The organism is Photobacterium sp. DNB22_13_2 (assembly GCF_052873915.1).
This window is the reverse complement of record NZ_JBNNXU010000019.1, coordinates 1-23,245: the sequence shown is the minus strand read 5'-3', so window position 1 is coordinate 23,245 and position 23,245 is coordinate 1. Positions and strand designations below refer to the sequence as shown.

21 protein-coding genes are annotated in these 23,245 nt (G+C 50.0%); 10 read left to right on the top strand and 11 right to left on the bottom strand.

Going from position 1 to position 23,245, the window contains the following annotated elements; translation table 11 throughout:
* Window positions 1-44: 44 nt before the first annotated feature.
* The gene (locus ACVA58_RS21630; protein WP_446512430.1) at window positions 45-650 is read left to right on the top strand and encodes a TetR family transcriptional regulator; all 606 of its coding nucleotides are present in this window, start codon (window positions 45-47) and stop codon (window positions 648-650) included.
* A gap of 41 nt (window positions 651-691) precedes the next feature.
* On the opposite strand, the gene yfbV is transcribed toward ACVA58_RS21630, so the two are convergent.
* Window positions 692-1,144 carry a terminus macrodomain insulation protein YfbV gene (gene yfbV / locus ACVA58_RS21625; protein ID WP_107350405.1) on the bottom strand — a complete coding sequence of 151 codons (453 nt, stop codon included), beginning with the start codon at window positions 1,142-1,144 and terminating at the stop codon, window positions 692-694.
* 333 nt (window positions 1,145-1,477) lie between these two features.
* Here yfbV and ACVA58_RS21620 point away from each other — a divergent pair, with 333 nt between their 5' ends.
* The 3 genes from ACVA58_RS21620 (at window position 1,478) to ACVA58_RS21610 (ending at window position 6,620) form a co-directional block, all read left to right on the top strand.
* Window positions 1,478-2,674, top strand: a complete 1,197-nt coding sequence (locus ACVA58_RS21620) for an acetate kinase (protein WP_428656600.1) — start codon at window positions 1,478-1,480, stop codon at window positions 2,672-2,674.
* A 167-nt stretch (window positions 2,675-2,841) separates the two neighbouring features.
* Window positions 2,842-4,980 carry a phosphate acetyltransferase gene (gene pta / locus ACVA58_RS21615; protein WP_446512503.1) on the top strand — a complete coding sequence of 713 codons (2,139 nt, stop codon included), beginning with the start codon at window positions 2,842-2,844 and terminating at the stop codon, window positions 4,978-4,980.
* A 317-nt stretch (window positions 4,981-5,297) separates the two neighbouring features.
* Window positions 5,298-6,620, top strand: a complete 1,323-nt coding sequence (locus ACVA58_RS21610; RefSeq protein ID WP_107350402.1) for an anaerobic C4-dicarboxylate transporter — start codon at window positions 5,298-5,300, stop codon at window positions 6,618-6,620.
* 150 nt (window positions 6,621-6,770) lie between these two features.
* Here ACVA58_RS21610 and focA read toward each other — a convergent pair whose 3' ends face one another.
* From focA to ACVA58_RS21580, 6 genes are all read right to left on the bottom strand, one after another.
* Window positions 6,771-7,616 (bottom strand): formate transporter FocA, encoded by an 846-nt coding sequence (focA, locus tag ACVA58_RS21605; RefSeq protein WP_446512429.1) that lies wholly within the window; start codon window positions 7,614-7,616, stop codon window positions 6,771-6,773.
* A 334-nt stretch (window positions 7,617-7,950) separates the two neighbouring features.
* Window positions 7,951-8,499: a phosphodiesterase gene (gene yfcE, locus ACVA58_RS21600; RefSeq protein WP_446512428.1), complete on the bottom strand. Its 549-nt coding sequence runs from the start codon at window positions 8,497-8,499 to the stop codon at window positions 7,951-7,953.
* Between the two features lie 78 nt (window positions 8,500-8,577).
* Entirely contained in the window at window positions 8,578-8,982 is a 405-nt protein-coding gene (locus tag ACVA58_RS21595; RefSeq protein WP_446512427.1) for a CBS domain-containing protein, read from the bottom strand.
* Window positions 8,979-9,329 carry a P-II family nitrogen regulator gene (locus ACVA58_RS21590; protein ID WP_255040986.1) on the bottom strand — a complete coding sequence of 117 codons (351 nt, stop codon included), beginning with the start codon at window positions 9,327-9,329 and terminating at the stop codon, window positions 8,979-8,981. Before ACVA58_RS21590 ends, ACVA58_RS21595 begins: the two co-directional genes overlap by 4 nt.
* Complete coding sequence (locus tag ACVA58_RS21585; protein ID WP_446512426.1) at window positions 9,319-10,113, bottom strand: DUF1538 domain-containing protein; 795 nt, start codon at window positions 10,111-10,113, stop codon at window positions 9,319-9,321. The genes ACVA58_RS21590 and ACVA58_RS21585 overlap by 11 nt, the downstream gene beginning before the upstream one ends.
* A gap of 10 nt (window positions 10,114-10,123) precedes the next feature.
* Window positions 10,124-10,858, bottom strand: a complete 735-nt coding sequence (locus ACVA58_RS21580) for a DUF1538 family protein (protein ID WP_446512425.1) — start codon at window positions 10,856-10,858, stop codon at window positions 10,124-10,126.
* A 222-nt stretch (window positions 10,859-11,080) separates the two neighbouring features.
* Between ACVA58_RS21580 and ACVA58_RS21575 the strand changes: the two genes are divergently transcribed.
* Entirely contained in the window at window positions 11,081-11,989 is a 909-nt protein-coding gene (locus ACVA58_RS21575) for a TIGR01777 family oxidoreductase (RefSeq protein WP_446512424.1), read from the top strand.
* Window positions 11,990-12,064: 75 nt separating this feature from the next.
* Here the strand turns inward: ACVA58_RS21575 and ACVA58_RS21570 are convergent, their stop codons facing one another.
* Window positions 12,065-14,521: an ABC transporter permease gene (locus ACVA58_RS21570; RefSeq protein ID WP_446512423.1), complete on the bottom strand. Its 2,457-nt coding sequence runs from the start codon at window positions 14,519-14,521 to the stop codon at window positions 12,065-12,067.
* Window positions 14,518-15,192 carry an ABC transporter ATP-binding protein gene (locus ACVA58_RS21565; RefSeq protein WP_446512422.1) on the bottom strand — a complete coding sequence of 225 codons (675 nt, stop codon included), beginning with the start codon at window positions 15,190-15,192 and terminating at the stop codon, window positions 14,518-14,520. Before ACVA58_RS21565 ends, ACVA58_RS21570 begins: the two co-directional genes overlap by 4 nt.
* On the opposite strand from ACVA58_RS21565, the gene tesA reads away from it, so the two are divergent.
* The 3 genes from tesA (at window position 15,191) to ACVA58_RS21550 (ending at window position 18,280) form a co-directional block, all read left to right on the top strand.
* A complete protein-coding gene (gene tesA, locus ACVA58_RS21560) occupies window positions 15,191-15,790 on the top strand; it encodes a multifunctional acyl-CoA thioesterase I/protease I/lysophospholipase L1 (protein ID WP_446512421.1) in 600 nt (199 codons plus the stop codon). The two genes, ACVA58_RS21565 and tesA, sit on opposite strands and share 2 nt — an antisense overlap.
* 30 nt (window positions 15,791-15,820) lie before the next feature.
* Window positions 15,821-16,657: an SDR family oxidoreductase gene (locus ACVA58_RS21555; protein ID WP_446512420.1), complete on the top strand. Its 837-nt coding sequence runs from the start codon at window positions 15,821-15,823 to the stop codon at window positions 16,655-16,657.
* 768 nt (window positions 16,658-17,425) lie between these two features.
* The gene (locus ACVA58_RS21550) at window positions 17,426-18,280 is read left to right on the top strand and encodes a co-chaperone YbbN (RefSeq protein WP_446512419.1); all 855 of its coding nucleotides are present in this window, start codon (window positions 17,426-17,428) and stop codon (window positions 18,278-18,280) included.
* A 65-nt stretch (window positions 18,281-18,345) separates the two neighbouring features.
* Here the strand turns inward: ACVA58_RS21550 and cueR are convergent, their stop codons facing one another.
* Window positions 18,346-18,738, bottom strand: coding sequence for a Cu(I)-responsive transcriptional regulator (cueR, locus tag ACVA58_RS21545; protein WP_446512418.1), 393 nt, complete (start codon window positions 18,736-18,738; stop codon window positions 18,346-18,348).
* Between the two features lie 175 nt (window positions 18,739-18,913).
* Here cueR and ACVA58_RS21540 point away from each other — a divergent pair, with 175 nt between their 5' ends.
* Both ACVA58_RS21540 and ACVA58_RS21535 read left to right on the top strand, forming a co-directional pair.
* The gene (locus ACVA58_RS21540; RefSeq protein WP_446512417.1) at window positions 18,914-21,928 is read left to right on the top strand and encodes a copper-translocating P-type ATPase; all 3,015 of its coding nucleotides are present in this window, start codon (window positions 18,914-18,916) and stop codon (window positions 21,926-21,928) included.
* Window positions 21,929-22,067: 139 nt separating this feature from the next.
* On the top strand, window positions 22,068-22,931 hold the full coding sequence (locus ACVA58_RS21535; protein ID WP_446512416.1) for a TraB/GumN family protein: 864 nt from the start codon (window positions 22,068-22,070) through the stop codon (window positions 22,929-22,931).
* A gap of 130 nt (window positions 22,932-23,061) precedes the next feature.
* Here ACVA58_RS21535 and ACVA58_RS21530 read toward each other — a convergent pair.
* On the bottom strand, window positions 23,062-23,245 hold a 184-nt coding region (locus ACVA58_RS21530; RefSeq protein ID WP_446512415.1), incomplete at its 5' end, for a hypothetical protein.

The following is a 23,245-nucleotide window of genomic DNA, read 5'->3' as shown; positions in this document are numbered from 1 at the left end:
ATTATCGGGAGTGCTTTGGCACTCCCGAATTTCGGATAAAGTCGATGGCGAGAAAAAGTAAAGAAGAAGCAGAACAGACCCGGCTATTGTTGCTTGATACCGCAATGAAAGTCTTCAGTCAAAAAGGCCTGAACAAGGCTACCCTCGCCGGTATCGCCGCCGAGGCAGGGCTCACCCGAGGGGCAATTTACTGGCATTTCAAAGACAAAGCCGATTTACTTGATGCATTATGGCAAGAGCAATCCATCGCGGTTCAACAAGCGGCAGAAGCCGTTGCCGGTCAGACAGGCTCAGCATTACGAGAAGGACTACTCAATGTCGCCCGGGTACTCCTGACAGAAATGCGCGACACCCCTAAAATGACCATGATTGTTCAACTATCACTGCAAGGGTTTACCGATGAAGACCTGCGTCTGCGCAGTATCGAGAAGGGGCAAGAGGACAACGCAAAAGTAGAAGGAGCCATGTCGCAATTGCAGCAAGATGGCCTGTTGTTACCCCATCTCACCGCGGACATTGCTGCAGTTATCTACAGTGGCCTGCTGACAGGCATCTGTGAACAATGGACAATGTACGATCGCATTGCTAAAACCGATGAACAGATCGAGCAATATGTCCACTCCCTGTCGTTGGCACTGTTTATCCGATAATTATTTATCCGCAAGACAATCCAAATATTGCCGCCACATCGCTAAAACCAACGCTCGAGCGATGATTTATCTAGTTGCTTAAATGCGCGATTTAGCACCTGTGCCAGCTCTTTATAGCGAGGGCGGCTTTTCAGCGGCTGCAGCGCATGCCCTTCACTGACAATCTTGTCATGGATTTCACGGTACCAACTTGCCAACGACGGCGGTAGGTCGGTCCGGCTTCGTTTACCCAGCCACCACAACCCCTGCAACGGCATACTCAAGGCAAATAGCGCCACCGTAATCGCCTGAGGCAAAGCATCATAATTATCGAACGCCATCTGGCTCAGCACGCTCATGACAGCAACAGCAGGCATCACCCGCGTCGCAAACCGCGTGGCCTTGATATAACGCTGCTCAGGGAACAGGACAGCCAACTCTTTGCGCATTGGCCACGTGGCCATGTAATCCTGACCATAACGGAATGCTTGCCAAATAGAATGTTGTTGACTCATAAACCACCAAACTTCAAAAAAATTAGTAAAAATTCAAAACCAGCAATAACAAACTTGATTCAAATTAATTTTTTCTAAAAATACTTTTGTTATATTGCACCACAATCGCTATCCTATGCACGCCTACATTTATTGTTGCCTGTAATCATCGTTCTGGCAACTGAAGGCGCTTCCAAGGATGGCCCAGAATCTGGGTTTCACGATTCTATCAAGATACGGATGTAGCACGATTTTGACCCTGATTAGACCGGCTTATTGAAAAGTCGTCTATCCTATGGGTAATTTTTATATCAGTTGAATATCAACTTTCAGACAGATTATAGGTAGTCACTCATGTCTAAGCTGGTTTTAGTTCTTAACTGCGGTAGTTCTTCTCTTAAGTTCGCTGTTGTTGACGCGGTATCAGGTGAAGAGCACCTGACAGGTCTTGCAGAATGTCTGCACCTTCCAGAAGCACGTATCAAGTGGAAACTTGACGGTAAGCACGAAGCACAACTAGGCGAAGGCGCTGCTCACGAAGAAGCGCTAGCGTTCATGGTAGACACTATTCTTGCTTCTAAGCCAGAACTAGCAGAAAACCTACAAGCTATCGGTCACCGTGTAGTACACGGCGGCGAGAAGTTCACTAAGTCTGCACTTATCTGTGGCGATGTACTAAAAGGTATCGAAGACTGTGCAACTCTAGCACCGCTTCACAACCCAGCTCACATCATCGGCATCAAGGCGGCTCAGAAGTCATTCCCTGCACTTAAGAACGTAGCGGTATTTGACACAGCTTTCCACCAGACAATGCCTGAAGAAGCTTACCTATACGCTCTACCGTACAACCTATATAAAGAGCACGGTATCCGTCGCTACGGTATGCACGGTACTTCTCACCTATTCATCACTCGCGAAACAGCGAAGCTGCTAGGTAAGAAAGAAGAAGAGCTAAACATCATCAACTGTCACCTAGGTAACGGTGCTTCAGTTTGTGCTATCAAGAACGGTCAGTCTGTAGATACTTCTATGGGTCTTACTCCTCTTGAAGGCCTAGTGATGGGTACGCGTTGTGGTGATATCGACCCAGCTATCATCTTCCACCTGCACGACAACCTAGGTTACTCTGTTGAGAAGATCAACACGATGCTAACTAAAGAGTCTGGCCTACAGGGTCTAACTGAAGTGACTTCTGACTGTCGTTTTGTTGAAGACAACTACGGCGAGAAAGCTGAAGCAACTCGTGCAATGGACGTGTTCTGTCACCGTCTTGCTAAGTACGTTGCTGGCTACACAGCATCTCTAGAAGGTCGTCTAGACGCAATCACTTTCACTGGTGGTATCGGTGAAAACTCGGCGCCAATCCGTGAGATGGTTCTAAACCGCCTTGCAATTCTTGGTGTTGAAGTTGACGGTGAAGCTAACCTAAAAGCACGCTTCGGCGGCGAAGGTGTTATCACTACTGAAAACAGCCGTGTTCCTGCAATGGTTGTTTCAACTAACGAAGAACTAGTTATCGCGGAAGATACAGCTCGTCTAGCTGAAATCTAATCGGTCGATACTGACTTCAACGGCTGGCCTAGGCCGGCCGTTTTTTCATGACTTATGACCTTAGGTCATGCTTTTGTGTGGTGCTGTCCAATACCGGTTCACCCATCGTTATTGCACAGCACTGTCGTGTTTCAATAGTTGAGGAATCCATAGTGTCCCGTACTATTATGCTTGTTCCGGTTGGTGCCGGTGTTGGTCTTACTAGCGTAAGCCTTGGTGTGCTTCGTGCAATGGAGCGCAAAGGTGTTCGCGTTTCTTTCTTCAAGCCTATCGCCCAGCCACGTCACGGCGGTGATCAGCCAGATCTAACAACTAACATCATCACTGCTAACAGTGATATGAAAGTGGCTGAACCTTTCTCAATGGCTTGTGCAGAAGAGCTTATCCGTAACGATAAGAGCGATGTTCTGCTAGAAGACATCGTTGCACGCTTCAAAGAATCAACAGCTGATGCTGAAGTCGCGCTAATCGAAGGTCTTGTTCCAACTCGTAAGCATCCGTTTGCTAACCAAATCAACTACGAGATTGCTAAAACTCTGGGTGCGGAAATCGTATTCGTTGTTGCCTCTGGTACTGATAACCCAGCTCAACTTAAAGAGCGTATCGAAGTAGCATGTTCTAACTTCGGTGGTATCAAGAACAAGCAAATCGCTGGTGTTATCGTTAACAAGCTAAACGCACCTGTTGACGCTGAAGGCCGTACTCGCCCAGACCTATCTGAAATCTTCGACGACGCTGAAGCCACTGTGCCTTCAAACGTTGAAGTTATGCAGGTATTCAACTCAAGCCCTATCCGTGTACTTGGCTGTGCACCTTGGAGCGCTGAGCTGATCGCGACTCGTTCAACTGACATCGCTAAGCACCTGAACGCTGAAATCATCAACGAAGGTGATATCGCGACTCGCCGTATCAAGAGCATCACTTTCTGTGCACGTTCTATTCCGCACATGGTTGAGCACTTCCGTCCAGGCTCTCTGCTAGTCACTTCTGCAGACCGTCCAGACGTAATCGTTGCGGCATGTCTTGCTGCAATGAACGGCGTTGAAATCGGTGCCCTACTGCTTACTGGCGGCTACGAGCTACCTAAGCCAGTGATGGACCTATGTGAGCGCGCATTCGAAACAGGCCTGCCTGTTATGACTGCACTGGGTAACACTTGGCAGACATCTCTGAACCTTCAGAGCTTCAGCCTAGAAGTACCTGCAGACGATAAAGAACGTGTTGAACTTGTTAACGAATACATGGCTAGCCACATTGATGGTCAGTGGATTGAATCGCTAACTGAAGGTTCAGCTAAAGAGCGTCGTCTAAGCCCACCAGCATTCCGTTACGAGCTAACTGAGCTAGCACGTAAAGCGGCTAAGCGTGTTGTCCTACCTGAAGGTGATGAACCACGTACCGTTAAAGCGGCAGCTATCTGTGCTGAGCGCGGTATTGCTGAATGTGTGCTTCTTGGTAACCCAGAAGAGATTAAGCGTGTTGCTGAGCAACAAGGCGTAACTCTAGGTGCTGGCGTAACCATCATCGACTCAGAAGCTGTTCGTGAAAACTACGTTGCTCGCCTTGTTGAGCTTCGTGGCGCGAAAGGCATGACTGATGTTGTTGCACGTGAAAAACTACAAGATTCTGTTTTCCTAGGCACAATGATGCTAGAAAACAATGAAGTTGACGGTCTAGTTTCTGGTGCTGTTCACACAACGGCGAACACTATCGTTCCTCCGTTCCAGATCATTAAGACTGCACCAGATGCGTCAATCGTATCTTCTGTATTCTTCATGCTGCTGCCTGATCAGGTACTGGTATACGGTGACTGTGCAATCAACCCAGATCCAAACGCTGAGCAGCTAGCGGAAATCGCTATCCAGTCTGCAGACTCTGCGAAAGCATTCGGTATCGAACCTCGCGTTGCTATGATCTCTTACTCTACCGGTACTTCTGGTAAAGGTGCAGACGTAGATAAAGTACGTGAAGCAACTCGCATTGCTCAAGAGAAGCGTCCAGATCTAATCATCGATGGTCCTCTACAGTACGATGCTGCGATCATGGAAAACGTTGCTGCCTCTAAAGCGCCTAACTCGCCTGTAGCGGGTAAAGCAACTGTATTCGTATTCCCTGACCTAAACACAGGTAACACGACTTACAAAGCGGTACAGCGTTCAGCAGACCTAGTATCTATCGGTCCTATGCTTCAGGGCATGCGTAAGCCAGTTAACGACCTTTCTCGTGGCGCACTAGTAGACGATATCGTATACACAGTGGCACTAACTGCGATTCAGGCAAAACAAGCTGACGACGCAAACAAATAAGACTTTCTTGTTTGAATGCTCTCTAGTTTGAATAATATTTTAATGCCCCGCACCGCGGGGCATTTTTTTATCCCAACAAAACTAATTGCTCATTATTTTCGCTGGATATTTATCCTCTCTTTTTTCACGCAACCAACAGCATATGTTGACAGGCGTCACAGTCTCCACCTAAATAGCATAATTATTCGTTAACAGTATGTTTTTTCGGAATCTGTGTACCACTTTTGATGTAGTTGATGGTTTATAAATCCACCTTGTGAACTTGGTACAGAAGTTCAAGCGGATTGTAACTCATATGAAACAAGGATAATGGAATAATGTTCTGGATACACCTGTTATTACTGCTCGCGGTCATCTTGATCGGTATACGTCACGGCGGTATCGCCTTCGGTCTTCTCGGGGGACTTGGTGTCTCCGTGATGACGTTTGTTTTTGGTATTGCGCCGGGCTCACCACCCGTAGGCGTTATGCTTATCATCTTGGCAGTGGTTGCAGCCTCCGCAACCCTTGAAGCCACCGGTGGCCTGAAGTTACTGGTAAAATTTGCCGAACGCCTACTTCGTAAACACCCTGAACATATTGTCTTCTTGGGGCCGATTTGTACCTACTCCCTAACAGTACTGGTTGGTACCGGTCACTCAGTGTATCCACTACTACCTGTTATCTATGACGTTGCCTACAAAAAAGGGATCCGTCCTGAACGCCCGATGGCAATGGCAAGTGTTGCTTCACAAATGGGTATCACAGCCAGCCCAATTGCCGCCGCTGCTGCTGTTGTCATGGCAACAGCCATGGACAACAACCTAGATATCAACCTAGTCAATGTGTTGATGGTGACTATTCCAGCCACCTTCGGCGGCCTGCTTATTGGTTGTTTATGGAGTTTGAAACGCGGTAAGGACTTGGATACAGATCCTGCTTTCCAGGCACGTATTCAAGATGAAGAATTCCGCAATAGCTTGGTCGATCCAGAGCAGGAAGGCTCAGCAGAAGAAGAAGCTGAACATCAGCGTACGGCGAAGAAAGGCCTTACCGTGTTCCTGTTGGGTATTCTCTCAGTGATCGGTATTGCTTTATTTAGCAAGCAGCTACTGCCTCAAGGTGTAGGCATGTCGGTGGCCATCCAGTTCCTGATGCTATCTGTCGGTGCGATCATCCTACTGACCACCAATATTTCACCTAAGCGTATCGTTAACAGTAATGTGTTTATTGCCGGTATGAGTGCCGTTATTACTATCTTCGGTATCGCTTGGTTCAGTGACACTATCATCGGTCACCACAAAGAATACCTAGTTGATCTAGTTAGTGGCATGGTCAATATCTATCCATGGTCATTCGCTTTTGCCATGTTCTTTGTGTCTGCCTTCCTGAAAAGTCAGGCTGCTGTATTGACCATTATGCTGCCACTTGGTTTTGCCTTGGGTATCGACCCTGCGGTTCTGATTGGTGTGCTGCCTGCGTGTTACGCGTACTTCTTCTTCCCGTTCTACCCAAGCGATCTGGCAGCTATCAGCTTCGACCGCTCAGGCACAACGGCTATCGGTAAATACGTTCTGAACCACAGCTTCATGATCCCAGGCTTCATCGGTGTCGGCTCAGCAACAATTATTGGTTACTTCATCTCGATGATGGTTAACTAATACTGCTCCCTATTTACCTAAATAAAATACCGAGAATAAAAAAAGGCCGCTACATCCGTAGCGGCCAACATGTCAGACTCGAATCAACACAAGAATTAAAACACTAACTCAATACCAAGCTAGTAAAACGTAGAACACGGTACTGACCACTTACTTGCTGCGTAAGTAGATAATCCAATAACCCATCCCCACAAACACACCACCACCGATGATGTTGCCCAATGTCACCGGGATCAGGTTATTGATAACAAAATTACTCAAGGTCAAATCGGCAAAGTCCGCTGGGTTCATCCCCGTCATTTGCCAGAACTCAGGTGTTGCAAGATACTTGATGCCAATTGCCATCGGTACCTGGAACATGTTGGCAATGCAGTGCTCGAAGCCCGATGATACAAACATCGCAACCGGCAGGACCATAACCAGAATTTTATCGGTCAGGGTGCGGCCACTGAAAGTCATCCATACCGCCACGCACACGAGGACATTACACATCACACCAAGTGCGACAGCTTGCATAAATTCATGATGTAGTTTGTGTTGGGCAATTTGCATCGCATTGATACCAACAGCACCACTTCCGGACATGTACTGCTTGGTCATCAGCATGATACCGACTAGCAGCAAGGCACCGATCAAGTTGCCAATATAGACAACCCCCCAGTTCAGCCACAGGCTCTTCCAGCTTATCTTTCCGCTGGCACGGGCAACCAAGGTCAGTACCGAACTGGTAAATAGCTCGCCACCGGTGATCACAACTAATATCAGACCTAGGCTAAATGCCAAGCCACCAACAAAGCGCGACATCCCCCACGCCATATCACCGGCACCGGTTGTCACTGTGGTATAGAAGACAAACGCGATACCAATATGCATCCCTGCAGTGATTGCCAGCAGCAACGACTTCATCGGATCTTTGGTGGCCTTGCTTACACCTACCTCGGCCGCTTTCTCCGCCATTTGCGGCGGTAATAGCGAATCAAACTGATTCTGACACATATTGTTTGGCACCTGACACATCTTGAAACACACAAAATTAAGGAGGCGAGATAGTGACTTTTATCACACAAATATTCAAGCCATTGCCAAAACAATAATTCGAGATATACGAACGAATAACTCGGTTTTACCGAATCAACAAGTTATGTAAACATTGAGCAACACATCCATACGCCAAAGATTTATATAGCTCTAACATGCTGTCACATTGCCACTACATTTATACCCATCCGTGCATAGCAGTAGAATTGTATGCACCAGCAAAACAAATATACCGAGATCAAAAAAGGCGGCTTTAAGCCGCCTTTTCTTCACTTAATGAATAATTTCTTAACTACACCAGTTCAATCTGGCAAATGACATCATCATCAAACGACAACACTTTAAGCGTATCATTTTCCAATAGGCCATAGCTTGCTTGGTATTCGCCACGCGGAATCGTCACCGACCCAGGGTTGTAGACATAAAGCGCTTCCTTCCTTTCGGCAACCGGCAAGTGGGTATGGCCTGAAACCACGACATCACCATCACGTAAGCGCGGGTGTTTGTCACCGTTATACAGGTGACCGTGGGTTAGAAACAGCCGGCGGCCATTTGGCAGCAGCACAAGGTTATAGTCTGCCATCATCGGAAAATCCAACAGCATCTGGTCAACATCGCTGTCGCAGTTACCCCTGACCGCGGTGATCTTTTCTGCATGCTGATTGAGCTGCTCGGCCACGTCAATCGGTGCGTATCCCGCCGGCAACGCATTGCGCGGACCGTGGTTTAGTACATCCCCCAGCAGAATTAAGTGGTCAGCACCGCTTTGTTCAAACTTGGCTAGGGTACGACGGGTGCTTTCGGCACAGCCATGGATATCAGAAGCAAAAAACAATTTCATGTCAGGTGATCTTTCTTCGAAACAGGATGCAGAGATCCTACACCGAACCCCACGACAATGCCATTGTGCGGAATGTGACTACTCGTCGCGCAGCATGCCGTTCAGAACGATATTGTTGTAACTCACCATGCCAATGATCTTGCCACTCTCAATGACCGGCGCCCGGCTGATCCCAAAGCGTTCGAATAAGCGGGCACAATAGCGGACATCCATGGTGGCACTGACCGACAACGCAGGCTTAGTCATGATCTCATAGATGTTGGTCCGCTCCGGCGAACGGTCCAATGCCAATACATTCTTGGCAATGTCATTCATCAAAACGATTCCATATTCATCGTCATCATTCCGTTTGTTGACAATTAGGGCCTTGATTTGTTTTCTCTTGGCGATTCGGATTGCCTCTGCAACAGTGGTCAGCCCTTCGACAATCGCGTAGGTGTCCATCATTACATCCCGAACCCGGACCAATGTGTCATTATTCATAGCTTCGCCTCAACGACTTTGGTTAGTGTCTCAACCTGATGGGCCACACCCACCGCATCCTCAACATCGAGCTGTACCGCGATCCCTTGACCCGACGATGAATCAAAATCCCCGACATGCTCTATCGTTTCCAAAATAGTCCGAGCTAAATGTTCCTCAACGACAAACAAGATCACATCACGCTGGACATCGAGACCGAGACCGAAAAATGTTTTCTTCTGGTACAGCCCTTCACCGCGAGCATTGTTGATCACCGTCGCCCCGGTCGCCCCGGCTTTGCGGGCAGCATCTAAGACGGCATCGGTTTTCGAATCTTCAACAAAAGCCAATAACAGCTTAAAGCGCATTTTCTTCTCTCCTCTTTGCCTGCCTTGCCGACAACTGGGCATAACCCATTACCGTGATCATCGGAAACAAACTGGCGAATGCAATTAGCCCGAATCCATCGAGCATCGGGTTTCGGCCCGGCACAGTGGAAGCGAGCCCTAGGCCTAAGGCCGTCACTATCGGCACCGTTACCGTCGATGTTGTCACACCGCCAGAGTCATAGGCCAAAGGTACAATCATTTTCGGTGCAAAATAGGTCTGCACTACGACCACGCAGTAACCCGCCAAGATGTAATAATGCAGCGGATCACCGGCCACAATCCGATAACTGCCAAGAGCAATACCTACCGCTACCCCTAATGCAACCGCTACACGCAAGCCGTTAACACTGATTGTATCGCCTGAGACTTGATTGGCCTTCATCGCAACGGCTATCAAGGACGGTTCGGCTATGGTGGTACTGAAACCGATGGCTGCAGCAAAAATATACACCCAGTAATACTGGGTCCAAGGGATTTGATCTGGGATCCCCTCTCCACTGTCGAACAAAAAGTCCATGGCGGTTAACTGGGTTGCCATGGATTCACCCAGTGGGAACAAAGCCAGCTCAAGCCCCAGCAGAAAAAACGATAACCCGACAATAACGTAAACAAAGCCCAGTGCGACCCGGGGCCAATTGGTCACAGGACGGCGTAACACCGCGAGTTGGAAGCCAAAAATAATGATGGCGATCGGCAGGACATCACGTACCGTCATCAGCAAGGTAGTGAAAAAGTGGGGAATTATTCCGTTAAGATCTGTCATCCCAGCCCTCCTAATGCACCAGCATGCCGTAGGCCATGACAAATATCATGGGCGATAACGAGGCAAAAGCGATTAAGCCAAAACCGTCAACGATCGGATTACGGCCCTTGATCGATGATGCCAACCCCACACCTAGCGCAGCCACCAGAGGCACTGTGATGGTTGATGTCGTCACCCCGCCAGAATCGTAGGCAATTCCGACAATGGCCGCTGGCGCAAACCACGTCATGATCATCACCAACAAATAACCACCAATAATCATCCATTGGATAGGCCAACCTTTAAGTATCCGTATCACCCCAAGCATAATCGCAATCCCCACCGATAAGGCAACGGTTAGGCGCAAGCCGGTCGCATAATCCAACTGGCTCTCGGCATCCGGGGCGATCAAGCCCCCCTCGGCTGCGACTTTAGCCGCTTCGGCCGCAACGGCTGTGAGCGCGGGTTCTGCTATCGTTGTTCCAAACCCGAGACAGAAGGCAAATAATAGCAACCACCAGACACTGCCCTTGCTGGCAAAGGAGCGAGCCATCGACTCGCCGATAGGAAACAGCCCCATCTCCAGCCCAAATACAAACAGCGTTAACCCGACCACGACAAAAGCCAAGCCGACCAAGATCGGGCCTAGGTGTGGCAGTGGTTGCTGAAGAACAACCAATTGGAAAAAGCTGATCACCAAAATGATCGGCAATAAGTCACGCAGGCTCGATAACAAGGATTTCAGCAGGGCGAGCAAAAAAGTCATTCCACCTCCTGACTGTAGCCCGGCGTTTGAAAAAGGGTATACCTTCAAGGTACTCCCCATTAACAATTAGACACAGCTTTTATGTGCCAACACGAGAGGTAGCACACATAACCATATGTCATAAAGAAGATTGCTAACTATAACAAGCCATTGGTTTAGCTATACTTATATCTTGAGGGTTAACACCATTGAGTTTGGCAGGCACAGCCATAAAGGAGCAACATGAAAATATTAGTGACCGGCGGGACCGGCTTCATCGGCTCGGCATTAATTAATGCGCTAAAAGAGCATGATGTCACCGTATTGAGCCGCAACCCGGCTAAAGCCAGCCAAAACCTCGGCAGCAGGATCAACGCCGTTGCCTCCCTAGACCAATTCGAAAACCTTGATGGCTTTGATGCGGTTATTAATCTCGCTGGCGAGCCTATTATCAACAAACGCTGGAGCCCGCAGCAAAAAAAGAAAATTTGCCACAGCCGTTGGAGTCTGACAGAACAATTGGTCAAGAAGATACAAGCCAGCAGCCAACCGCCCCATACCTTTATCAGTGGTTCGGCTGTGGGGATCTATGGCGATCAGCAAGACACGGTCATCGATGAATCCTTTGCCGTCAGTCAACATGTTAACCACGATGACTTTGCCCACCATGTCTGCCAACAGTGGGAAGATATTGCCAATGAAGCCAACAGTGCTCAGACCCGGGTCTGCCTACTACGCACCGGTATTGTGCTAGGCAAGCATGGCGGCGCATTGGTGAAAATGCTGCCACCTTACCAATTGGGGCTTGGCGGGCCTATCGGCCATGGCTCGCAGTACACACCATGGATCCACCTGCAGGATATGGTGGACGCGATTGTCTTTCTGCTGCACAACACCTCTGCCACTGGCGCATTCAACCTAACGGCCCCCGAACCGGTGACCAACAAGGTATTCAGCCAATCTCTGGCCAGAGCCCTGCATCGTCCGCATATTTTGTTTACCCCCGCTTTTGTGCTGAAAATAGCACTTGGCGAAGCATCCTCCCTACTTTTGGAAGGGCAACGGGCTGTGCCAAAAAAGCTTGAGACACTCGGCTTTGATTTCAGCTACCGGGATATTGATTCGGCCCTCAAAGACATTATTGCTGCTTAATCTTTTCGCCTTCACCCTAAGGCTCCCTTTACATAAACAGTAAGGGGAGCCTGAGGGGCATTTACTGCAAATCAATCAACCACGTACCGGTAACAGCAGGCTACTGATCATCGAGCGGATGATCAACACCACCAATAGAAGAGACAGCAAAGGCACAACCAACCATACGCCCGGGTGCCAGCTAACTGGAAGCTCAAAGCCCCACTTCACCAAGGTGGCTACCACCGCTTCAGCCCCAGCAGCAGCCATCACACCTGCGAGCAAGGCCATAATGCCATACTCCCCCCATACCGTGGCCGATACCCTTTTTCGGCTGGCCCCCAAGGTGCGATACAAACGTATTTCGTCCCGGCGCTGAGCCAAGCTCAACCGCAACAGAGTCATCACCAATAGCAGCCCACTGACCACACCCAACCCCGCCAATACCGACAGCGACAGCGACACTTGCTGCATGATGCCCTGAATGCGAGTGGCCATGGTGCGCAAGTCAAGCAAGGTTACTGTTGGGTAATCCCGCCCGAGCTGGTTAACCACGGTCTCCTGATCAGCCTCGATACGGAAACTGACCAGCCAAGTGGCTGGCAATTCGGCCATCACATCTGACGTGAAGATAAAATAGAAATTGGGCCGCATATTACGCCATTCGACATCGCGAATACTGGTCACCTTGGCACTGAAAGGCTGGCTGTTGACGTTGAAAGACAGCTCATCGCCAACCGTAATCCCCAGCCGCTCGGCAATCCCAGATTCAACTGACACCCCACTTTCTGTACCCCATTCACCAGCAATCAACTCATTGTGGACTGGGATTGAATCACGCCAAGTGAAGTTGAGCTCACGACGCAATGACTCGTCACGCTCTTGGCTTCCTTGCTGGGCACGCTCCAGCAAGTCCTGTTGATTAATATGGGTTATCCGGCCACGGATCACCGGGTAACTATCAGAACGCATCACCTGCTGCTGATCCAAAACGTTTAAGTACTGCTGTTGCTGCTCTGGACTGATATTAAGGGCAAACACATTGGGAGCATCAGCGGGCAAGGTCTGCTGCCAGTCCGCGAGTAAATCGGAGCGAAGCAACCAGATCACCGACAGCAACATTAGCGAGCTAGTCAAGGCGGCCAACTGAGCTCCCGTCGCCATCGGACTGCGATTTATACGGCTCAGTGCCAAGGTAATTGCTGGCCCCCAGCGACCACGCTTAAGGCCCCTAACAATGGCTACCCCCAGCAAGGCCAACACACCCAAGATCAGTGCTAGTCCCAGCAGGGTTAGCCACATCAATCCGTTACTTCCTAACCAAAACAGACCAGCGACCAGAGGCAACAGTGCCAGCAGATAAGCTTTATTATTTCTCGGCCAATTTTCCTGCCGCTGGATCACCGAAATAGCGGGTGCATCGACCAATCGCAACAGCGGGATACCCATCCCGGGTATCGCGACTAATAAAGCGACCAAGACACTGACTAGCAGTGGTGTAAAACCGATCCCCGGCAGGGGGTCGGGTAAGACATCGACTAACGGTACACGCAGCAGATATTCGAGCAAAGCCCCGATGGCGATGCCGGCGACCAGAGCCAGAGCAAACAGCATTGCCAGCTGGCGAGCCAACCATAGCCATAACCATTTCCTGCTGGCACCTAAGCTCTTCATCATCGCCACTACCTCGGTTCGGGTAGAAGCATAATGCATACAGGTCAGCACCAAGGTCGCTGTCGCCATCAATATCACGAGGATCAGGGTCAAAGAGAGATATTGCCGTGCTTTTTCTATTACATCACCGGTACGTCCCTGCGAGGTTTCGCTTAACCAGCGCTCCCCCGGCTCAAGCTCTACTTGCTCCTGTAACGCCTTTAGCTGGCTATCCGCACCAGTGAAATACGCTCGGTACTGCACCCGGCTTCCCGGTTGGATCGCCCCGGTGCTTTCCAAATCGTCGGCGTGGATCAGCACGGCAGGCATTTGGCTAAAAGGGTTAAACGATAACTCAGGCTCTTGCACTATCGTCCCGCTAACCGTTAGCTCGGCATCACCAATCGCCAATACATCACCGGGCTTAACCTTCAATAGATCGAACAAACGCTCAGCCAACCACAGCTCACCAGGCTGAACTTGGTGATGGATTCCGGACGGCGTTTTCAGTTCGAGCTCGCCCCGAAGCGGGAAATCACTCTCGACACTTTTGACGCTGACCAGCTGCATCGCTTCATCGCTGAAGGCCATGGTGCCAAAACGAACCTGTTGGGAGACCACCAGACCCAGTTGGTCTGCTTTTTCCAGCGTTGGTGCCTCAACGGGGTTGGCCGAACGGAACACCAAATCAGCGGCAATCATGGATCGTCCCTGATCGACCATGATCTTCTCAACCCTAACCACCAATGCAGCTAAGGCAAATACGCAGGCAATAATCAGAGTCAGGGCAACGGCCACTGGCCATAACTGGCCATGCCACAGCTCGCGCCAACTCCATTTGAGTAGCATCGTGCGGTTTGTGGACGAAGCCTCAGATTGAATATCAGTCATTTCTGTCATGCGGCTACCAAGCTCCCACTTTCAAGCATCAAGGTCCGATCACAACGCTGTGCCAATTGCGGATCATGGGTTACCAACACCAAGGTAGTCCCGTGATCGCGATTAAGGGCAAACAGTAGTTCAATAATTGTAGCGGCAGTATGTTGGTCGAGATTACCGGTCGGTTCATCGGCAAACAGTACTCGTGGCCGGGTCATAAACGCCCTAGCCAGCGCAACTCGCTGCTGCTCACCACCGGATAACTGTGCAGGTAAATGTACTTCCCGTCCGGCAAGTCCGACTTTATTAAGGAGCTCACGCGCCCGCCCTTCATCAGCGTCTTCGCCTTTGATAATGGCCGGTAACATCACATTTTCCAAAGCAGACAGAGATGGGATCAACAAGAAGCTCTGGAAAACAAACCCTATACTGTCACTACGCAGTGCTGCTCGTGACTCATCATCCATCGCAGCCAGAGGCTTACCCAATAACTCAATACTACCTTGGCTAGGGATATCAAGGCCGGCTAACAAGGTCATTAAGGTTGACTTACCCGCCCCAGAAACACCGACCAAGGCAATTGCCTCGCCTTGCTCGACCTCGAGCGAAACATCCTGCAAAATGGTGAGTGACGAAGATGCGGTCGTCACCTGCTTGGACACTGATACAGCTTTAATCACGGATGTAGACATGATGCGATTCCTTTCAATCATTTTTGTTCTTGTTTTCACTCAGCACACCTTTGCTGCAACCCTAGTTGTACTGGGTGACAGCCTCAGCGCCGGATACCAAATGCAGGCTGAGCAGAGTTGGCCAAGCCTGTTGGATACTGAACTTGAGAAATATGGCCATGACGTCACCGTCATCAATGCCAGTATTTCCGGTGACACCACTGGCAATGGGATGGCTCGGCTTCCCCGCCTGCTGGAACAGCACCAACCCGATTTTGTCTTGATTGAGCTGGGTGCCAATGATGGGCTTAGAGGATTTCCTCCTACAACTATACGCAATAATCTTGGTGAAATGATCACCCAGATTGAACAGGCAGGCGCGTATCCACTGCTGATGCAAATATTTGTACCGCCAAACTACGGCAAGCGCTATAGCGATCAGTTTGCAAAAGTGTATCAAGATATCAGCAGCCAACTGGAAATCCCTCTGCTGCCCTTTTTCCTCGAGCACATAATACTCAAACAAGAATGGATGATGGATGACGGCCTGCACCCCAAACCTGACGCCCAGCCTTGGATAGCTGACTTCATGGCAAAAGAGCTCGCCCCACACCTCTAACAATTAAATTGACAAGGAATGCCCTCAATAATGGCAATGAATCCGCTCCGAACTCTGATCACCGGCTGCAGCAGCGGCATTGGTTACTACTGTGCAAAAACACTCCACCAACAAGGCCATCTGGTTATCGCCAGCTGCCGCCGACAAAGCGATGTCGAGCGCTTGAAAGAAGAAGGCTTACACTGCGTGCTTATGGATATGAATGATGAAGCTTCCATTGAGCAGGGATTTGACGAGGCACTTTCGATTGCAGGTGGCACATTGGATGTCCTGTTCAACAATGCCGCCTATGGTCAGCCTGGAGCCCTTGAAGATCTGCCAACCCATGCCCTGCGTCAACAGTTTGAAAGCAACCTGTTCGGATGGCACCACCTAACACGATTAGCAATTCCGGTGATGCTGGCCCAAGGTAGCGGTAAGATCGTCCAGAACAGTTCTGTTTTGGGCCTTGTCGCCATGAAATACCGAGGCGCCTACAATGCCAGCAAATTCGCCCTCGAGGGATATACCGATACCCTGCGCTTAGAGTTGGCCAATACATCAATCAAAGTCAGCTTGATTGAGCCCGGACCGATTGAGAGCCAGTTCAGAGCCAATGCCAAGGCAAAGTTCGAGCAATATATCGATATGGCGAGCTCCCGCCACTTGGCCAACTACCAGAACACACTAGACCGACTGGGCAAAGAGTCACCATCAGGCAAATTCACTCTTGGCCCCGAGGCCGTTTTGAAGCCATTACAAGCCATTATGGAAACCACTGAGCCGAAAGCCCGATATTATGTTACACAACCGACTTATATCTTCGGTTTCCTACGCCGTATTTTGCCTACTCGGCTGCTCGATTCACTGCTAATCAAAAGTGATTAATACGAAGAATTAGACATCAATCAAAAGATTACTCCAGCTAACACCGTTCAATAAACAAACAGCAATATAAGCCACTTACCAGTAAGCCGGTTCAAAAAAGCACCATGGGGAAAGAACAAACCTTTAAAAACACTGAATAGCCGGGCGGAAGTAAGATTTCCGCCAATAAAAGCAAGAAATGTAATATTTATGTCACACAGCACGGTTAAGCTTCTAGTGTAAATTGAGGTTGTTCCCTACCAGCCTTCATTTTTCTCCGTAACCGTTCCGAAATAGAAAAGAAGAAAGGTGTGACAATGACATTACGCCAAATAAATATGCTTTGTGTGTGTGTGACACTCGCATTGCTACTAACGTTTCAATAATACCAAACTGAATAATAGTCGGGTCATATCAGAGCCGTCTCTGCCACTTGAGAGCAATCCAAATTGATGAAGGTATAGTCGCCTACACCAAAGCAATTTGTAGCAGGTATTAAGCGACAGAGAGGCTCCTTTTTATTCTCTCTGATAGACCAGAATATTGCTCAGTTTGGTATATTGGAGAGCCTGGCCCTCCATTTTTGTTTGATCCGGTTTCACCAGCCTCTGCTGTATTTATTCAAGACCTACCATTAACTCAAGAACCACCTAGGTTAATTGTTGCCCCTGCCAGTACCATATCAACGCTTCACCTTGAAAATTCACGCCTTCCCCCCCATAACTAGTTCAACAAAGAAATTTATGGCCTACGCGCTTTTTCAGAAGTCCAGGGAGTGAAGATAAACCCATGTATGACCAATTAGCCATCGAACTGAATGAACAGAATCTTCAACAGGTGATCGAGCAATCGATGAAAAACCCTGTGGTGATCAGTTTTTGGGCCCCATCTATGCCTGAAACTGCTGAAGTTAATCAAATTTTGGAAAAGCTGGCAGCGTCTTACCAAGGCCAGTTCACCCTTGCGACCCTAAACTGCGAAGCTCAGCCAATGGTTGCAGGTCAGTTTGGTGTACGCAGCCTACCGACCGTCGCAATGTTCAAAGACGGCCAACCTGTTGATGGCGCTGCCGGCCCGCAAACCGAGCAAAGCCTAGCCGAAATGTTGGCTAAGCACCTGCCAAGTCAGGAAGAACTTGCCCTGAAAGCAGCATTGGAGCAAGTCGACAACCAGCAGTACAACGAGGCTTTACCGGTACTGCGTGAACTTGCCGCCAAGTTTGCTCAAAACAGTGTGATCAACTTAGCGATTGCCGAATGTCTACTGGGAACTTCACAGTTCGACGAGGCTGAAACCTTGCTTGCCACCATCCCGATGCAAGATCAAGATGCCAAGTACAAGGGCCTGATGGCAAAACTAGAATTGCACCAGCAAGCTAGTGATTCCCCGGAGATCCGCCTGTTGGAAGAAAAGCTGACGGCAGAACCCGACAATCGTGATATTGCCTTTGAACTGGCCGTTCAGTATAGCCAAGTTGAACGTGCAGAAGAGGCATTGGAATTGCTCATCAAACTGCTTCGTAAAGACATGAACTTTGCAGATGGTGCAGCGAAGAAGAGCATGATGGACATTCTGGCCGCTCTTGGCCAAGGTAATGCCGTTGCCAGCAAATACCGCCGTCAGCTTTACTCACTGCTTTACTGAGTACATACAGCGACTCAAAGCCAATGATAACAAGGCAGGGGAAAATCCCTGCCTTTTCTTTTGTCTCAGCTGTTCCGGCATAAACCTTCAATAATTGGACAACTCGCCCCTTCATCCCCAGGGCACTGCTTGGTCAGAGCTTCCAAGGTTTGCTTCATTTCCAACAACTCTTTGATCTTTTCATCTATCTCGACCAACTTTTGCTCGGCCTTGGCTTTGACGTCAGCACTGCGCCGCAGTGGATCACGGGAAAAAGCCAATAGTTCGCGGCCTTCATCCAGGGTAAAGCCGACCAAGCGCGAGCGCCGGATCAAATGCAGCTCATCGATATGCTTTGCACTGTACTGACGGTAACCGTTCGCCGCCCGACCAGGCGGTGAAATAATGCCTTTATCCTCATAGAAGCGAATCGTCTTGGTTGTCAGCCCGGTCTGTTGGGCCACTTCACTGATGTTCATACTCATCCTTACAGTTAATGGAAGGTTATGCGTATTAGTATTCGCGGTCTCAGAACCGATGACAAGCTCATTTTCGCTTTTCAAGACAAAATTCAAAATGTATTGACCTTCCAGTTGATGGAAGCTTTAAAATAGATTTAAGTGAATCAAACTGTATCATCAGTAAGGCTTCAATATGGTCGAATTAACCCTGCCGCTAAGCAAAGTGCGCTGCATGAATTGCGCCAATAAAATCAAAGCGGCTCTCACTGAAATTCCAGGCATCAAGTCCGTTGATGTCAATACAGAGCGGGCTAACCTGCAGGGCGACTTTGCCCCACAGGCGGCAGTCGATGCCATCACCCAGCTTGGATACGAAGTAGGCTACCACTACCAACTACCACTTACTGGCCTGTCATGCGGCAAATGTGTCCGCAAGGTCAAGGATGCACTGGACAGCCACCCCGGTATATTTTCTTCAAATGTCAGCAAAACTGAACTTACCGCTAGCGGTAGCCTACCGGAGTCGCAACTGATCGCGCTAATAGAATCGCTCGGTTTCAGTGTACCGGCTCATGATGAAGAACTAGCAGAGACAACATCAAACACCTACGAGCTATCCTTGTCAGGACTAAGCTGCGGGAAGTGTGTCGCCAAAGTAGAAGCCTTACTGGAACAACACAACGACGTTGCTCGTTTCACGGTGACTAAAACCCATGCCTGCGTGCAAACAACACTGGGGCAAACGGAAGTTATCGCCTTAATTAAAGCCGCCGGTTTCGGTGCCTCTCCAGCACCGACTCAACCGAAAACAAGCGACATATCACCAATAGTAGCCATCGCTGAGAGTGCTAAAACTGCACCTGTGATAAGCCAATCACCTGCCGGCAACCAACCCCGCGCTAGCGAGCGACAGGAAAACCTTTCTTCACAGAAAAACACCGTCTCACAACAGTTTATTTTATCGGGCATGACCTGCGCCAGCTGCGTTAGCTCAGTCGAAAAGGCGATCCAAAGCGTCTCCGGGGTAACATCCTCCAGCGTCAATCTCGCCGAAAGAACCGCTCTGGTGAGCGGTACCGCAGATAGCCGCCTAATCATCCAAGCGATTGAGGATGCAGGCTATCAAGCAGAACTGTCAGAGGATGAACTCACACGTCGTCAACGTCAGCAAGCCCAGAACGAACAAGTTTACCGCCAGCATATCAAGAACGCCTATATTGCACTGGCTCTCGGTGGTCCGCTCATGGCTTGGGGGGTATTTGGCGGCAGTATGATGATCACCTCGACAGCAGACCAGTTAGGCTGGGGGGCAATTGGCCTTATCACCCTATTACTGCTTGCAACAGTAGGTAAACATTTCTTCGTCAATGCCTGGAAAGCCTTCAAACACCATCGTGCTTCAATGGACACCCTGGTTGCATTGGGAACCGGTGCAGCTTGGCTGTATTCGATGTTGGTGGTACTGGTGCCTGACTGGTTGCCGATGCAAGCCAGACATGTGTATTTCGAAGCCTCGGCAATGATTTTAGGTTTGATCACCCTAGGCCATGCCTTGGAAGCCCGTGCCCGCAGCCGAACCTCCAAAGCGCTTGAACAGCTGATGGATTTGCAACCACAAACCGCCATTATCGTACACAACGGTGAAGAGCGGGAAGTGCCCCTAGCCGACGTCCGTACCAGCATGGTCCTGCGTCTCCACCCCGGTGCCAAGGTCCCGGTCGATGGACAAATCATCGAAGGGCAAAGCTACATCGATGAGTCAATGCTGACCGGTGAGCCAATCCCGGCCAACAAAAAAGCCGGCGATACCCTCCACGCCGGTACGATCAACCAGCACGGTAGCCTCCTGTTTACCGCAGAGAAAATTGGCCGAGATACCATGCTGGCAAGGATCATTGATCTGGTTCGCCAAGCACAGAGTAGTAAGCCGGCACTGGCAAGGCTCGCCGATTCCATTTCCGCTGTTTTTGTGCCTGCCGTCATGATCATCGCTATCGTCACGGCCATGATCTGGTACTACTTCGGGCCAGAGCCCTCGTCAGTTTATATGCTGGTGACAGCCACTACCGTGCTGATCATCGCCTGCCCTTGCGCTCTGGGTCTTGCTACCCCGATGTCAGTGACAGTGGGCGTCGGCCGCGCCGCTGAATACGGGGTATTGATCCGAAACGCCGAAGCGCTGCAAATCGCGGCCGATGTCGATACTGTGGTGTTGGACAAAACCGGTACCCTGACAGAAGGTAAGCCCGCACTCGTCGACAGTAACTGTTATAACGGCTTCAACAAAGGTCAACTGTTAGTACTGGCAGCCAGTCTTGAGCAAGGTTCCGAGCACCCCCTCGCAACCGCTATTGTTAACGCAGCCAAAGTAGAAGCACTCAGCCTAGAGCCGCAACAACATTTTCTGGCCCAGCCCGGCTTTGGTATCAGCGGCGAAGTGTTAGGCCACAGCGTGTTGCTGGGTAACCAGAAGTTAATGGGCCAGCACCAGATAGAGCTCGAGTTCGCCAATAAAGCGGCCGAAAGTGCCAGCGAACAAGGGGCTACGCCGATTTATGTTGCCGTCGATGGCCAACTGGCAGGCTTGTTGGCCGTCAGCGATCCGATCCGTCATGATTCGGTGGCAGCTATCAAGCGCATGAAAAAGATGGGACTTGAGGTCATCATGCTCACGGGTGATATTCCAACAACCGCCAATGCCATCGCCAAACAAGCAGGTATCGACCATGTCATAGCAGGTGTACTACCTGACGGTAAAGCCAGCGAAGTGGAAAAGATCCAGCAACAAGGTAAACGGATTGCTATGGTCGGTGACGGCATCAATGATGCCCCTGCCTTAGCCCAAGCCGATATCGGTATCGCAATGGGCAGTGGCAGTGATGTCGCCATCGAAAGCGCCCAGCTGACTCTGGTGCGTCACTCCCTGCATGGTGTACCCGATGCATTGCAGCTTTCTAAGGCAACGCTTCGAAACATGAAGCAGAACCTGTTCGGAGCCTTTGTGTACAACACACTGGGTATTCCGGTTGCAGCAGGGATCCTATTCCCGTTCACCGGCACCTTGCTCAGTCCTGTGGTGGCCGGTGCGGCCATGGCACTGTCTTCCATTACCGTTGTCAGCAATGCCAACCGGTTAAGGCTGTTCAAGCCTGATGGCAAAGACAAACAAGGTACTCAGCCCCATTCACAACCAAAGACGGAGCGTTAACATGGTCGCTATTATCGGCACCCTTGCCATTGCCTTTATTGTCTGGTGGTTCTGGCTCCAGCCAAAATAGACCTACCCGACCCTGTCATGAGCTGATATAACAAACAGATCACTGGTTATATCAGCTCACAGGATCATTATGCTGAAATCACTCTTCACCCGTGCCACATTACTTCTGCCCTTCATTGCTACCAGCGTTGTTGCCGAACCTCTGGTTTGGCAGGCTCAAGATGCCGACCGACAATTTATCATCCTTGGCTCAATCCATGCCGGTGACGATAACTTCTACCCCCTGCCGACAGCGTTTACCACCCATTGGGACAGTGCCGATGCCCTCGTCGTTGAGGCCAATATCCTCAAACCTAGCTCGGCACAACTCAACCCAGCAATCGCAACAACGGCCCAGATGCTGACAGACAGTGAGAAACAGTCACTTACTGCCACTGCCAAACAAGCTGGGATATCGTCTTCACCATTGCTTAGCTCGCCACCTTGGTTGGCAGCAATCAGCCTACAGATGAAGATGGCCGAGCAAGCGGGGCTGAGCCCAGATAGAGGCATTGATATCACCTTGCTCAAACGTGCCCAGGCCAAACAGATGCCTATCCTCGAGCTGGAAAGTATCGAACAGCAACTACGTTTGATGGAGCAACTCGATGATCACGGTAAAGATCTTCTGATGACTACGGTCAATGAGTGGGAAGAGATGACAAATCAGCTCTCTTGCCTGATCAGTGCCTGGCAGGCCGGAGATCAACAACAGCTCGCAACCCTGTTTGATGACAGCCAGTACACCGACGAAACCGACGCCGCCCTCATCAACGACCGCAACCATGACTGGGCAAAACAGCTAACAGGCGATCCGATGTATCAACGAGGTAAATTCTTGATCGTGGTCGGTGCCATGCACCTACTAGGGGAGGAAGGGCTGCCTGCACTGCTTAAACAGCGAGGCTTTTCAATCAAGCAGCTGAGCCAAAGCGAGCAGGTATCTTGCGGTTAGAAGCTATACCTAAGCGCTATTCATCGTATTGAGCGTCAGTGGTCGGTGAAGAGGCCAAAACAAGGAAGCAGGAAACCCCGACCCTCTGGTCCACCACGCCCAAGAGCCAGAGATGCGCGACCAAGCTACGCTATTCACCGATTACGTTGTTTACCGATATTGGTACGCCTGAAATGAAAAAAGCCCCAACTGCGCGTCCCGGTCTTTCTGACGAGGCTTTCAATAGTGGTCGGTGAAGAGGCCAAAACAAGGAAGCAGGAAACCCCGACCCTCTGGTCCACCACGCCCAAGAGCCAGAGATGCGCGACCAAGCT

Coding starts and splice junctions, on each gene's coding strand:
- ACVA58_RS21630 (WP_446512430.1), top strand. CDS start 45: ATGGCGAGAAAAAGTAAAGAAGAAGCAGAACAGACCCGGCTATTGTTG.
- yfbV (WP_107350405.1), bottom strand. CDS start 1,144: ATGAGTCAACAACATTCTATTTGGCAAGCATTCCGTTATGGTCAGGAT.
- ACVA58_RS21620 (WP_428656600.1), top strand. CDS start 1,478: ATGTCTAAGCTGGTTTTAGTTCTTAACTGCGGTAGTTCTTCTCTTAAG.
- pta (WP_446512503.1), top strand. CDS start 2,842: ATGCTTGTTCCGGTTGGTGCCGGTGTTGGTCTTACTAGCGTAAGCCTT.
- ACVA58_RS21610 (WP_107350402.1), top strand. CDS start 5,298: ATGTTCTGGATACACCTGTTATTACTGCTCGCGGTCATCTTGATCGGT.
- focA (WP_446512429.1), bottom strand. CDS start 7,616: ATGTGTCAGAATCAGTTTGATTCGCTATTACCGCCGCAAATGGCGGAG.
- yfcE (WP_446512428.1), bottom strand. CDS start 8,499: ATGAAATTGTTTTTTGCTTCTGATATCCATGGCTGTGCCGAAAGCACC.
- ACVA58_RS21595 (WP_446512427.1), bottom strand. CDS start 8,982: ATGAATAATGACACATTGGTCCGGGTTCGGGATGTAATGATGGACACC.
- ACVA58_RS21590 (WP_255040986.1), bottom strand. CDS start 9,329: ATGCGCTTTAAGCTGTTATTGGCTTTTGTTGAAGATTCGAAAACCGAT.
- ACVA58_RS21585 (WP_446512426.1), bottom strand. CDS start 10,113: ATGACAGATCTTAACGGAATAATTCCCCACTTTTTCACTACCTTGCTG.
- ACVA58_RS21580 (WP_446512425.1), bottom strand. CDS start 10,858: ATGACTTTTTTGCTCGCCCTGCTGAAATCCTTGTTATCGAGCCTGCGT.
- ACVA58_RS21575 (WP_446512424.1), top strand. CDS start 11,081: ATGAAAATATTAGTGACCGGCGGGACCGGCTTCATCGGCTCGGCATTA.
- ACVA58_RS21570 (WP_446512423.1), bottom strand. CDS start 14,521: ATGACAGAAATGACTGATATTCAATCTGAGGCTTCGTCCACAAACCGC.
- tesA (WP_446512421.1), top strand. CDS start 15,191: ATGATGCGATTCCTTTCAATCATTTTTGTTCTTGTTTTCACTCAGCAC.
- ACVA58_RS21565 (WP_446512422.1), bottom strand. CDS start 15,192: ATGTCTACATCCGTGATTAAAGCTGTATCAGTGTCCAAGCAGGTGACG.
- ACVA58_RS21555 (WP_446512420.1), top strand. CDS start 15,821: ATGGCAATGAATCCGCTCCGAACTCTGATCACCGGCTGCAGCAGCGGC.
- ACVA58_RS21550 (WP_446512419.1), top strand. CDS start 17,426: ATGTATGACCAATTAGCCATCGAACTGAATGAACAGAATCTTCAACAG.
- cueR (WP_446512418.1), bottom strand. CDS start 18,738: ATGAACATCAGTGAAGTGGCCCAACAGACCGGGCTGACAACCAAGACG.
- ACVA58_RS21540 (WP_446512417.1), top strand. CDS start 18,914: ATGGTCGAATTAACCCTGCCGCTAAGCAAAGTGCGCTGCATGAATTGC.
- ACVA58_RS21535 (WP_446512416.1), top strand. CDS start 22,068: ATGCTGAAATCACTCTTCACCCGTGCCACATTACTTCTGCCCTTCATT.